This is a genomic window from Tenacibaculum sp. M1.3A, from assembly GCF_057732375.1.
The window spans coordinates 1-12,039 of the sequence record NZ_JBYJEF010000002.1 but is presented as its reverse complement, the minus strand read 5'-3'; the positions used below and the strand labels follow the sequence as shown (position 1 = coordinate 12,039).

11 protein-coding genes are annotated in these 12,039 nt (G+C 31.8%); 6 read left to right on the top strand and 5 right to left on the bottom strand.

Annotation, left to right across the window (positions count from 1 at the left end; translation table 11 throughout):
* Positions 1-34: 34 nt before the first annotated feature.
* The 4 genes from AC28QF_RS02665 to AC28QF_RS02650 all read right to left on the bottom strand — a co-directional run bounded on the left by AC28QF_RS02665 (position 35) and on the right by AC28QF_RS02650 (position 2,895).
* Positions 35-484, bottom strand: a complete 450-nt coding sequence (locus AC28QF_RS02665) for a 6-pyruvoyl trahydropterin synthase family protein (protein WP_488200901.1) — start codon at positions 482-484, stop codon at positions 35-37.
* A gap of 107 nt (positions 485-591) precedes the next feature.
* Entirely contained in the window at positions 592-747 is a 156-nt protein-coding gene (locus AC28QF_RS02660; protein ID WP_488200902.1) for a hypothetical protein, read from the bottom strand.
* Between the two features lie 21 nt (positions 748-768).
* Positions 769-1,536, bottom strand: a complete 768-nt coding sequence (locus tag AC28QF_RS02655) for an enoyl-CoA hydratase/isomerase family protein (protein ID WP_488200903.1) — start codon at positions 1,534-1,536, stop codon at positions 769-771.
* A gap of 24 nt (positions 1,537-1,560) precedes the next feature.
* Positions 1,561-2,895, bottom strand: coding sequence for an MATE family efflux transporter (locus tag AC28QF_RS02650; RefSeq protein WP_488200904.1), 1,335 nt, complete (start codon positions 2,893-2,895; stop codon positions 1,561-1,563).
* Positions 2,896-3,025: 130 nt separating this feature from the next.
* Here AC28QF_RS02650 and AC28QF_RS02645 point away from each other — a divergent pair, with 130 nt between their 5' ends.
* Complete coding sequence (locus AC28QF_RS02645; RefSeq protein WP_488200905.1) at positions 3,026-3,820, top strand: universal stress protein; 795 nt, start codon at positions 3,026-3,028, stop codon at positions 3,818-3,820.
* A 134-nt stretch (positions 3,821-3,954) separates the two neighbouring features.
* Here AC28QF_RS02645 and mutS read toward each other — a convergent pair whose 3' ends face one another.
* Positions 3,955-6,564, bottom strand: a complete 2,610-nt coding sequence (gene mutS / locus AC28QF_RS02640) for a DNA mismatch repair protein MutS (RefSeq protein WP_488200906.1) — start codon at positions 6,562-6,564, stop codon at positions 3,955-3,957.
* A 459-nt stretch (positions 6,565-7,023) separates the two neighbouring features.
* Here mutS and AC28QF_RS02635 point away from each other — a divergent pair, with 459 nt between their 5' ends.
* The 5 genes from AC28QF_RS02635 to AC28QF_RS02615 all read left to right on the top strand — a co-directional run bounded on the left by AC28QF_RS02635 (position 7,024) and on the right by AC28QF_RS02615 (position 11,705).
* Complete coding sequence (locus AC28QF_RS02635) at positions 7,024-7,554, top strand: RNA methyltransferase (protein ID WP_488200907.1); 531 nt, start codon at positions 7,024-7,026, stop codon at positions 7,552-7,554.
* Between the two features lie 335 nt (positions 7,555-7,889).
* Positions 7,890-8,186: a GIY-YIG nuclease family protein gene (locus tag AC28QF_RS02630; RefSeq protein ID WP_488202376.1), complete on the top strand. Its 297-nt coding sequence runs from the start codon at positions 7,890-7,892 to the stop codon at positions 8,184-8,186.
* Positions 8,187-8,911: 725 nt separating this feature from the next.
* Positions 8,912-9,046, top strand: a complete 135-nt coding sequence (locus AC28QF_RS02625; RefSeq protein WP_488202377.1) for a hypothetical protein — start codon at positions 8,912-8,914, stop codon at positions 9,044-9,046.
* Between the two features lie 45 nt (positions 9,047-9,091).
* Positions 9,092-11,059: an ATP-binding protein gene (locus AC28QF_RS02620; protein WP_488202378.1), complete on the top strand. Its 1,968-nt coding sequence runs from the start codon at positions 9,092-9,094 to the stop codon at positions 11,057-11,059.
* Positions 11,028-11,705 carry a response regulator transcription factor gene (locus tag AC28QF_RS02615; RefSeq protein ID WP_488202379.1) on the top strand — a complete coding sequence of 226 codons (678 nt, stop codon included), beginning with the start codon at positions 11,028-11,030 and terminating at the stop codon, positions 11,703-11,705. The genes AC28QF_RS02620 and AC28QF_RS02615 overlap by 32 nt, the downstream gene beginning before the upstream one ends.
* Positions 11,706-12,039 lie beyond the last annotated feature (334 nt).

The window sequence follows — 12,039 nt, the reverse complement described above, 5'->3', positions numbered from 1 at the left end:
TGCTGAGCATTTTATGTTTATTCTTTTTCAAATATTAATTATCACTTGCAAACCATTCTGCAAAACTTGTATCCGTTTCTTGTAGTTTTATAGCGTGAAGTTTAATATTTTCTGGAAGTCTGTTTTTAATTTTTTCTGCAAAATCAATCACCATCATTTCACTTGTTGGTTGATAATCTACCAAAATAACATGATGATCTCTATCTTTTAACTCTTTAGCCAACTCAATATGAGGTGTATTTTTATTAAATACGGTAGCATGATCAAAAACATCAACAATCTCTTCTTTTACAATTTTCTTTAAATCTGTAAAATCAATTACCATTCCGTATTTCACATTCGAGTTATCGGTAATAGGCTGACCCATTACAGTTACAGAAAGCTTATAACTATGACCGTGAACATTTTTACATTTACCATCATAACCATATAAAGCATGGCCTGTTTCGAAACTAAATTGCTTTGTGATTCTAATATTACTCACTATCTTTTGTGTTTTTTATTACCTCTGTATTTATTGTAAAAATATACAATTGCTACTCCTGCTGCTAAAATGGCAAATAAATAATCTCCACCCATAATTTACGTTTTTTATTCGCCAAAAGTACGAATTTGTTTTGCAATTTTTGTTAATAACCATACGAAACCTATTGAAATAACAACTCCTACCGCTATTGATACTATTGGGTTATGATAAATCCATCCACCTAATTCATATCCTATTTTATAACTTTTAGTTTCTTCCATCTGTTTACTTTAAAAAGATTTTTATTTTTTGAACTTTGCCAATGCTTTTTTAGTGAAATCAGATAATACTAACTTACCCGATGTTTCGGCCCTTTCTATCAATAATTCTTGCCAGTGTTCAGTTCCTTTCCACAATGCGCTTTTCATTTCTGATAATGCTTCTGGATTATAAGAAGCCAATTTTTCAGTAAAAATAGTTAACTCATTATCTAAATCGGTAATTGAATCAAAAACACGAGCATATAAACCTTTCTCTTTTGCCCAATAAGCATTTTTCCAATTAGATGCATCTAATGTTAATTCCGCCAAACCACTCACGCTAATTTTACGCTCTACGGCAGGCGCAATTACAAACGGACCAATACCTATTGTAAATTCAGATAATTTAATAGAAGCATGCTCTGTTGCCAATACATAATCACAAGCAGCTGCTAAACCAACTCCGCCACCAACAGTTTTTCCCTGCACACGACCTACAATTAATTTAGAGCAACGGCGCATTGCATTTAGCACGTTTGCAAAACCAGAAAAGAATTGTTTTCCATCTTCTAAATTATCAATTGCCACGAGCTCATCAAAAGAAGCACCTGCGCAAAAAGCGCGATCTCCTTCTGATTTTAACACCACAATAGCCACTGCTTCATTGGTTGATAATTTATCGAACTCGTTTGCTAAACGGGCTAATAACTCACTCGGAAACGAATTACTTGCCGGGTGCCCGAATTCAATAGTTGCTATTTTATTATCAATATGCGTATATAAACTTCCGTTTTCTCTTGTTGTGGTCATTTTGTGATTATTTTATCCTCAAAATTACACTTTTTGTGAGCGTGATAAAAACGTATTTCTAAATTTAAAAATTAAAGGAATTCCACGAGCAATTATCCAGGCAAAAAAGGCTATCCAAATAGCATGTAATTTATAATCTATCGAATCAAAAAATAATAAAGTCGGAATAAAAACAAGTCCTGTTGAAAGTAATAGTACATTCCTTAAATATTTCATTTCTCCCATTCCTTTAAACATTCCGTCATAAATAAAGGCTATCGAACAAATTGGCTGCATTACTAAAATAACCCAAAACGTATTGTAAAACTCTATTAACACCTCTTGTTCTTGTGTAAATATATTTCCTATAAAATTATAAAAAACGAATCCTACAACTGCCAAAAAACTACCAAATGCAAAACCATAAATAATTAGTTTATTACCTAATTTAACCAGGTTTGTATAATCTTTTGCTCCTAACAACTTTCCTGATAATATATTTCCTGCGGACGAATAACCATCAATCATAAAGGCACCCATTAACCATAAATTAAGTCCGATTGTATAGGCTGCGATATATTCTTTTCCGTAAGAAGCTGCATAAGAGGTTGCAAAATATAAGGCTGTATTTAACGCAATTGTACGCACAAATAGGTTTAAAATCATATTTATAAACCTCGGAATTTCTTTATTAAAAGGCAATTTTATTTTTAATGAAATATCAGTTTTTGTTACTAATAAATACCCCGAAATAAGTGCCATCACAACTTGTGCAATTACACTTGCATAGGCTGCTCCTGTAATATTCATTGCGGGTATATAACCATCAATACCGTAAACCAAAACGACATCAAATATTATATTTACACCAGTACCTATAATAGCAATTAACATGGGATAATAGGTGTTTTGTAATCCTCTAAAAGTACCGAAAACAGCAATTACAAATAGCGTAAACGGAAAGCCGAAAACACGTATTTTGTAGTAATCAATAGCATATTCTAAAATAGTTCCTGAAGCATTGTAAAACTGGAATATTTCTTTCGTAAACGGATAACTAATTACTAAAATAATCAAACTAGTTATCAATATTATCAAAATTGCTTGTGCAGGTAAATTTTTAACTTCGGCTAATTTATTAGCACCAACATATTGAGAAATGATAGACGAAATACCACTACGAGCTTGTCCGAAAACCCAAATAAGCATCGATAAAAAAGCACCTACAATTCCGATTGCAGCAATACTTTCTGTAGCCTTGAAATCAATATTTCCAACAATAGCTAAATCTGTCGTAGACAATAAAGGCTCTGCAACTCCTGCTATTAAAGCCGGAAAAGCAAGTTTATTAATTCGTTTAAAACTTATATCGTAACTCATACTTTTTTATTATAAGCAAAAGAACAGTTATTATAGTACATTAAGAAGCAAATTACTTAAATTAATGTATTTTAAATATCTTTGTATATTACTAACCACATCAATACCTTAAAATTACTAAAAACATTTTATGAAACATATATTAGTTCCTATTGGCTCAACAGACAACTCTATAAACACCTTGCAATATGCCATTGATTTTGCTGAAGCTATGAATGCAAAAGTATTTGTAATGCGCGCCTACAAAGTATTATCTAAAGCAGGTACGTTTGTGAACCCAGATGATACTATGCAGCGAGAAACAAATTTATATTTACGCACAATGATTAATGCTGTTGACAGAAAAAATGTAACTATAAAAATGATTTCTGCTAAAGGAAATGTGTTAGAAAGTATTACTTCTATAAACAGAGAGTTAAATATCGATTTAATTATTATGGGCCCTAAAAGTAATTCTATTAAAGAAGAAATGTTTTTAGGCAGTACTTCTGGTAGTATTTTAAAACAAACTGATATTCCGATGTTAGTTGTTCCTGATGGTTATAAATTCATCCCTATAAAATCTGTGTTAACAGCTTTTAAATCGGGGGTTATGAATAAAAAAAATGTACTAGATCCTTTACATAAAATTTTAGATACTTTTGTTGCTTCATCTAATTTACTGTTAGTAAAAACACCTAACTATACCGAAGAAGATTTAGTTTTAGATGCTGAATTAAAAAAAGCTCATAGTAATTTAACGGTTACAGAAAACGCAACTACTTTTCTAGGAGTTTTAGAGCATTTTCAATCTCATAATCCTGATTTATTATGTGTTTTTAGAAGAAAAAGAGGTTTTTTTCAAAAACTTTGGGAAAAAAATTCGATTCAAAAAAAGGAGTTTAATTGTAATGTTCCTGTTTTAGTTTTAAGAGGAAAGTTATAAAATATACAAACTGTTTAGAGAGTTTTTAAAACTTCATTCTGAACTTGTTTCAGAATCAAATCATACTGATAACCAATTTGTATGAGAACCTGAAATAAATTCAGGTTGACGGAAATTTATCTTTCTAAACAGTTTTATTTTTTAACCAACATTCGCTTAATTTCATTCAACTTCATTAAGGCTTCAATTGGCGTAAGTGTATCAATATTTGTAGCTAAAATTTCGTCGCGAATGTCTTCTAATAAAGGATCATCTAACTGAAAGAAACTCATTTGCATGTCTTCATGTTGACTATCTTTTAAAACTTCTTTCACTTCTTTATGAGCATTATTTTCTTCTAATTTTTTTAGAATTTTTTGTGCTCTACTAATTACCAAATTCGGCATTCCTGCAAGTTTAGCTACATGAATACCAAAACTATGGTTACTACCACCCGCAACCAGTTTACGTAAGAAAATAATACTATCCTTTAGTTCTTTTACCGATACATTAAAGTTTTTAATTCGCTTAAACGTACTTGTCATTTCATTTAACTCGTGATAATGCGTAGCAAATAACGTTTTTCCTTTTGATGGATGCTCATGTAAATATTCGGCAATAGCCCAAGCGATTGAAATTCCGTCGTAAGTAGAAGTTCCTCTACCAATTTCATCTAACAATACTAAACTACGCTCAGATATATTATTTAAGATCGATGCTGTTTCGTTCATTTCAACCATAAAGGTAGATTCTCCCATCGAAATATTATCACTCGCGCCTACTCTGGTAAAAATTTTATCAACAATACCAATTCGGGCATTCTGAGCTGGAATATAACTTCCCATCTGCGCTAACAAAACTATCAAGGCTGTTTGGCGTAGTATTGCCGATTTACCCGACATGTTGGGCCCTGTAATCATGATTATTTGCTGCTGATTACGATTTAAAACCACATCGTTTGCAATATACTCTTCGCCAATTGGCAACTGTTTTTCTATAACTGGGTGGCGTCCATTTTTAATTTCAATATCTGTACTGTCATCCATCATCGGACGCACATAGTTGTTATCTTTCGCCAATTGTGCAAACGACAATAACACATCTATCTTTGCAATATTTTGAGCATTTTGCTGTACAGGCTTTACAAAACCAATAATAAACTGTACCAGTTTTGTAAAAATATCTACTTCTAATTGCTGAATTTTCTCTTCGGCTCCTAATATTTTTGTTTCGTATTCCTTTAACTCTTCTGTAATATAACGCTCGGCATTTACCAAAGTTTGTTTACGAATCCACTCTTCAGGAACCTGATCTTTATACCTATTTCTAACCTCTATATAATAACCAAAAACGTTATTAAAAGCTATTTTTAAACTCGTAATACCCGTTCGCTCGATTTCTCGAGCCAACATTTTATCTAAATACTCTTTTCCTGAATTAGAAATACTTCGCAATTCATCTAACTCGGCAGAAACACCGTTTGCAATAGCGTTTCCTTTATTAATATTTACAGGTGCTTCTTCTAAAACAGATGCTGTTATTTTATCAATTAATAGTTTACAATCGTGTAATTGCTTTCCTATTTCTTGTACTGTTTTGTTATTCGTTTTTTCTGCGGATGTTTTTATCGGTAGAATAGCTTTTAACGAGTTTTTTAATAAGATAACCTCTCTCGGGGAAACCTTACCCGTGGCTACTTTCGAAATCAACCTTTCGATATCTGAAACCTGATTTAATTGATACGCAACCGTTTCGAAAAAAGTATCGTTATCTATTAAAAACTTTACCAACTCATGGCGCTTTTTAATCTGCTCTAAGTCTTTTAACGGTAATGCTAACCAGCGTTTTAACAAACGCCCTCCCATAGGAGAAACTGTTTTATCAATTACATTTAATAAAGAAACAGCATTTACATCGTTTCCGCCATATAACTCTAGGTTTTTAACGGTAAAACGATCCATCCAAACATAATTATCTTCAGCAATTCTGCTTATCGATTGAATATGTTCTATTTTATTATGCTGTGTTTCTGATAAATAATGCATCGCTGCACCACCAGCAACAATAGCTTGTTCTAACTCTTCAACACCAAATCCTTTTAAATTTTTAACCTTAAAATGATTGCTTAATAATTCGTTTCCGTATTCCTTTTGAAAAACCCAATCTTCTAAATAAAAAGTATGAAAACGATTGGTAAACAATTCTAAAAATCGCTGTTTATTTTTTTTCTCAACCAATACTTCACTTGGCGTGAAGTTTTGCAAAAGCTTATCTATATATTCTTCGTTTCCTTGCGCAATTAAAAACTCCCCCGTAGAAACATCTAAAAAAGAAACACCTACTCGTTTTTTACCAAAATGTATTGCTGCTAAAAAATTATTTGATTTCGATTGTAATACCTCATCATTTAAGGCTACACCTGGTGTAACCAATTCGGTAACACCACGTTTTACAATCGTTTTTGTCATTTTAGGATCTTCTAACTGATCGCAAATAGCAACGCGTAAACCCGATTTTACTAATTTAGGCAAATAGGTATTTAACGAATGATGTGGAAAACCAGCCAAAGCAGTTTCGCTTTCGCTACCGGCACCTCTTTTTGTTAAAATAATTCCTAAAATCTTAGATGCTTTTACAGCGTCTTCACCAAAGGTTTCGTAGAAATCTCCCACTCTAAACAGTAACATTGCATCCGGATATTTAACTTTAATTCCGTTGTACTGCTGCATTAGTGGAGTCACCTTTTTTGCCTTTGTTTTTGCCAACTTTTTAGATTTTTTCAATTAGTTTTGCGAAGATATGAAAAGCGTTATTGTTGTTATATAATTCTATTTAATTATTTGATACAGTGATTCTTTTAAATCAAAAAAAACAACACGTCATTACAAAGAAGAATAACGAAGTAATCCCTCTGTTTAGAACTAAAAAGCTAAAGATTGCTTCGTGCCTCGCAATGACGTAAATTAATTCCCTTTGATCACAATGACAGAAACAATAATAACACGTCATTACGAGGAGAAACGACGAAGTAATCTCTTAATTCAGAATGCACAAGCTAAAGATTGCTTCGTGCCTCGCAATGACGTAGATTAATTCTCTTTGGTCGGAATAATTTAAAAAAACGTCATTACGAGGAGGAACGACGAAGTAATCTGTTTAATTAGAAGCAGAAATATAAGATTGCAGCCTTATAGTAGCAATGACACCATAAAAATTAAAACATTATGAGAAAACTAAAAAATAGTGAGTTAGGTAGAATTACGGTTGATGAGTTTAAACAAACCGAAAAAACACCCATCATTGTCGTGTTAGATAACATTCGTAGTTTAAATAATGTTGGATCTGTTTTTAGAACTTCGGATGCTTTTTTAATTGAAAAAATATACCTCTGCGGTATTACCGCTACCCCACCAAATAAAGAAATTCATAAAACGGCGTTAGGAGCTACCGAATCTGTTGCTTGGGAATATGTTGAAAACACGATTGAATTAGTTACAAAACTTAAACAAGATAACGTTAAAGTATTAGCCATAGAGCAAGCTGAGAACAGTACAAAACTAAATAAATTCACTCCCGAAGCTAACCAGAAATACGCTGTAGTAATGGGTAATGAAGTAAAAGGAGTACAACAAGAAGTTGTTTCTGATGCCGATTTTTGTATTGAAATACCACAATTAGGAACCAAACATTCTTTAAATATCTCTGTTAGTTGCGGCGTTGTACTTTGGGATTTATTTAATAAAATGGCTTCATAACAAGGCTTCTCGAGAGAGGTACGAACGAAGTAATCTCACAGTTCGGAATGCATAAGCTAAAGATTGCTTCGTGCCTCGCAATGACGGAAAAATTACATTCTAAATAACAGAAACACAAAACGCAGCACGTCATTACGAGAGAGGTACGAACAAAGTAATCTCACAGTTCGGAATGCATAAGCTAAAGATTACTTCGTGCCTCGCAATGACGGAAATACAAAATAGCACGTCATTACGAGAGAGGCATAAACGAAGTAACCTCATCATTCAGAACTCAAAAGTTAAAGATTACTTCGTGCCTCGCAATGACCGAAAAATTATGTAAATTGTAAAACATGAAAAACCCTTGTGTTTACTTCTTAACTAATAAAAACAATACCGTTATTTATATTGGAGTGACTTCAAACCTAATTAAAAGAATTCACGAGCATAAAAAAGGAAAGCATAAAGGTTTTTCAACTAAATATAACTGTAACAAATTAGTCTATTTCGAAGAATTTACTTCTATAAACGATGCTATTACTAGAGAAAAACAATTAAAATCAGGCAACAGGAAAAGAAAAGAGGATTTAATTAATCTAGATAATCCTAGCTGGTTAGATTTATCTGAAAACTGGTTATTCACTTTCTAACGTCATTACGAGAGAGGCACGAACGAAGTAATCTCAACATTCAGAATTCTCAAGTTACAGATTGCTTCGTGCCTCGCAATGACGGAAAAATTACATTCGAAATAACACAAACACAAAACGCAGCACGTCATTACGAGAGAGGCACGAACGAAGTAATCTCACAGTTCGGAATGCACAAGTTACAGATTGCTTCGTGCCTCGCAATGACGGAAAAATTACATTCGAAATAACACAAACACAAAACGCAGCACGTCATTACGAGAGAGGCACGAACGAAGTAATCTCACAGTTCGGAATGCACAAGTTACAGATTGCTTCGTGCCTCGCAATGACGTAAGGTTGTTTCATTTTTAGCCTAATGACGTGAGTTGTTTCCCTCTAGCAGCGATGACATAAGCAAAATAGCACGTCATTACGAGAGAGGAACGACGAAGTAATCTCATAATTTGGAACGCATAAGTTACAGATTGCTTCGTGCCTCGCAATGACCAAAGGTTAAAAATGCAATGACGTAAACACAAATAAAACGTCATTACGAGAGAGGTACGAACGAAGTAATCTCTCCATTTAAGACTCGAAAGCCAAAGATTGCTTCGTGCCTCGCAATGACGTACAGAAGGCAACATCATAAAAAACAGTTAATTCTTTGTTATTTAATTTTAAACAAACTAATTTAGTTGCTTTATTTAGTCCCCCACTAAAATTTTTAATTAAAAACTATTACTATGGAAAACAAAAATTTACAAGAAGTGGCAATGACTTTAAGCCCAGACACAGATAACCCTAAAACTGGTGGTACAGGAGGAACAGGAGGTACTGGTGGCGGTACTGGTGGTAGCCAAGGTGGCGATGGTAAATAAACTTATTTATAACACCTTGTTTAAAACAGGGTGTTTTTTTATTTTATGACTAAAAATTTTCTCTTATTTTCTCTCGTTCTCTTTATTAAATTTTCTTTTTCACAAAATAGAGAGATAGATTCTGTTAATTTCTATTTAAAAAAGATAGATAATATTTATGGCCCCAAAAACATTCCTTTACTTAAAAAAGCAGTTTTTTATGCTAATGAATCTGGTCTTGATTCTTTAATAAAAAAAACTAATATTCTATTAGGAACTAATTCTTATTTTAGTAAATCAACAGAAAACCTTCTTTTTGCCAATAAAAATATTCATAAGCTTTTCTTAAAAACCAAAGATTCTACTCTACTAGCAAAACACCTACATTTTAAAGCTCTTGAACAAAAAATTTTATTAAACATTGATAGTGCTTTTTTTTATTATTACCAATCTAAAAACATCTCGAAAAATTTAAAAGACTCTTTAGCCGCAGGAAGGCGTTTATTAAGTTTAGCAAATTTACAAAGAGGAGCTAAAGATTATTTAGGTGGTGAAGTAAGTGCTATAGAAGGCTTACAATATTTAGAGCCTATTAAATCAAATAAATTTTTAGAAAGGAATTACAATATTTTAGGCTTAGCCTCAGATGAACTAAATCAAAAAAAAGAAGCTTTATTTTATTACAATAAAGCATTAACATATAATAAAATAAACAATAACAATATTGGGTATTTATATATTATAAATAACATAGGCCTTCTTTATCAAAATCAAAACAACCACCAAAAAGCTATACCTTATTTTAAAAAAGGATTAGCTTTTGATAGTATTAAAGAGAAATACCCAATACAATACGCTTTACTATCAGAAAACTTAACCTATAGTAATTATCAATTAGGTAAAAAAACAAATGCATTAAAACAGTATAATGAGGTTTTAAAAATTAGAGAGAACAATAATAATCTTAGTAATGCTAGTATCACCCTTATAAACATAGCTAACTATTACAAAGATATTAATCAAAATAAAAAAGCACTCTTTCATTCAAATAAAGCATTAAAATATGCCAAACAAACCCACAATAACAAATATTGGCTAGAAGCTTTAAAAAACCTTTCAGCCTTAACAACAGGTGAGCAATCAAAAAGCTATCTACAACAATACATAAAACTTAATGATAGCTTGTTTACTAAAGAGCGTCAACTAAAAAATCAGTTTGCTAAAATTAGGTACGAAACTGATAAAAAAGAAAAAGAAAACACTGTTTTAAAGTCTGATAACGAAAAGAAGCAAGTAGAAATTACTTATCAAAAACAACAAAAAACTATTGGTTGGTTGGCGGCTGCAAGTGGCTTGTTATTATTTGGTGTGAGCATCTTATTTTACTTCTTTAGAAAAAGAAAACTATTATACTTGGCACAGTTAGAAAGAGTACAAGCTAGGGAACACGAGCGACAGCAAATTGCAAAATCATTACACGATGAGGTTGCGGGAGATTTGCGCTTACTACATCAAAAATTAGAAAAATCTAATTTATTAGAAGAAGCTAAAAAATTAGATGCCGTTAAAGAAAACGTACGTAATTTATCGCATCAATTAAGTAGTATTAGTTTTGGTAAAGTTTCTTTTAAAGACCAAATAATTAACTTAGTAAGTGATTATTTTGAACTAGGTTTTAGAATAACTGTTGCAGGTTTACAAGAAAACGAATGGCATACCATAAATGATGCTATTAAACGCTTATTGTATTTAAGTGTTCGTGAAAGCATTCAAAACAGTAAAAAATACGCACAAGCAAGTAAAATAAGTATCGATTTTACAATACATAAAAAATATGTACATTTGACTATTACTGATAATGGTGTTGGTTTTGATACCGCTATTAGTAAAAAAGGAATTGGTTTACAAAACCTACAAGAACGTGTTGATGAGTTAAATGGAGCCCTAAACATTGAAAGTAAAATAGGTAACGGAACCAAAACTAGCATACAAATACCCTTAAATGTCTGGACAAACAAAAATACTTTTAGTTGATGACCATCAATTAATTATCGAAGGAATCATTTCTTATTTAAAAGATATTGATAATTTAGAAATAGAAACCGCAAACTCTTGCGATGAGGCCTTTTCTAGAATAAAAACAACACTTCATAGCAATCCATTTCATATTGTTTTTACCGATTTAAGTTTCGATAACAATAACGGAAACGTTATTTTAGATGGCGGTGAGGCTTTAATAAAAGCGATTCAGCAAGAAGGAATTGATATAAAAACAGGTGTAATCACTGGTCATTCAGAAACCAATCGTGTTTTTAATGTTATTCATAATTTAAATCCGTCTGCCTATATTTTAAAAGGAAACTGCAGTACAGATGAATTAACCTTTGCTATTCAAAAAATGTTAAAGGGTGAAACATACTATACACATGAAATACATCAAAAACTTTTAAAGAGAGCATTAGTTGAAATTCAAATGGACGAGGTTGCTATTCAAATTTTAAAAGAACTACCAAACCATGCTAAAATTGCCAATTTAGAAGGTGTTGTAAAAAAACCTGATGGTTCTTTAGTTAAAGTTCGCTCTATAGAAAGTAAACTGGCTAAACTTCGTACCGATTTACAAGCACATAATAATACCGATTTAGTATTAAAGGCTAAAGAGTTAGGTATTCTTGATTAATACATTGCGGTAATTCACACTTTTTATTGCGGTAATCCCCTATGTGAAGCAAAATAAGCAGTATATATTTGCTATAGAATTTAACATTCTATGGGAAGATTCTGAAAAAGAAACATTATAAAAAACACCTATCATTGCTATTGATAGGTGTTTTTATTTATAATAATTAACAAAAAAAGCGCTACGGTAATACACACTTTTTTTTGCGGAAATCCCCTTTAAAAAATAAAATAAGCATTATATATTTGCCACATCAAATTTCGTGAATATGGGGATATAACGAAAGATGGTATTTAAGGGAAAAACTAAACCTTCTAGAAAACTCTAGAAGGTT

Excerpts from the sequence above, each read along its gene's own strand:
- AC28QF_RS02650 (WP_488200904.1), bottom strand. The coding sequence starts at position 2,895 with ATGAGTTACGATATAAGTTTTAAACGAATTAATAAACTTGCTTTTCCG.
- AC28QF_RS02660 (WP_488200902.1), bottom strand. The coding sequence starts at position 747 with ATGGAAGAAACTAAAAGTTATAAAATAGGATATGAATTAGGTGGATGG.
- AC28QF_RS02655 (WP_488200903.1), bottom strand. The coding sequence starts at position 1,536 with ATGACCACAACAAGAGAAAACGGAAGTTTATATACGCATATTGATAAT.
- AC28QF_RS02620 (WP_488202378.1), top strand. The coding sequence starts at position 9,092 with ATGACTAAAAATTTTCTCTTATTTTCTCTCGTTCTCTTTATTAAATTT.
- AC28QF_RS02615 (WP_488202379.1), top strand. The coding sequence starts at position 11,028 with ATGTCTGGACAAACAAAAATACTTTTAGTTGATGACCATCAATTAATT.
- AC28QF_RS02630 (WP_488202376.1), top strand. The coding sequence starts at position 7,890 with ATGAAAAACCCTTGTGTTTACTTCTTAACTAATAAAAACAATACCGTT.
- AC28QF_RS02635 (WP_488200907.1), top strand. The coding sequence starts at position 7,024 with ATGAGAAAACTAAAAAATAGTGAGTTAGGTAGAATTACGGTTGATGAG.
- AC28QF_RS02645 (WP_488200905.1), top strand. The coding sequence starts at position 3,026 with ATGAAACATATATTAGTTCCTATTGGCTCAACAGACAACTCTATAAAC.
- AC28QF_RS02625 (WP_488202377.1), top strand. The coding sequence starts at position 8,912 with ATGGAAAACAAAAATTTACAAGAAGTGGCAATGACTTTAAGCCCAGAC.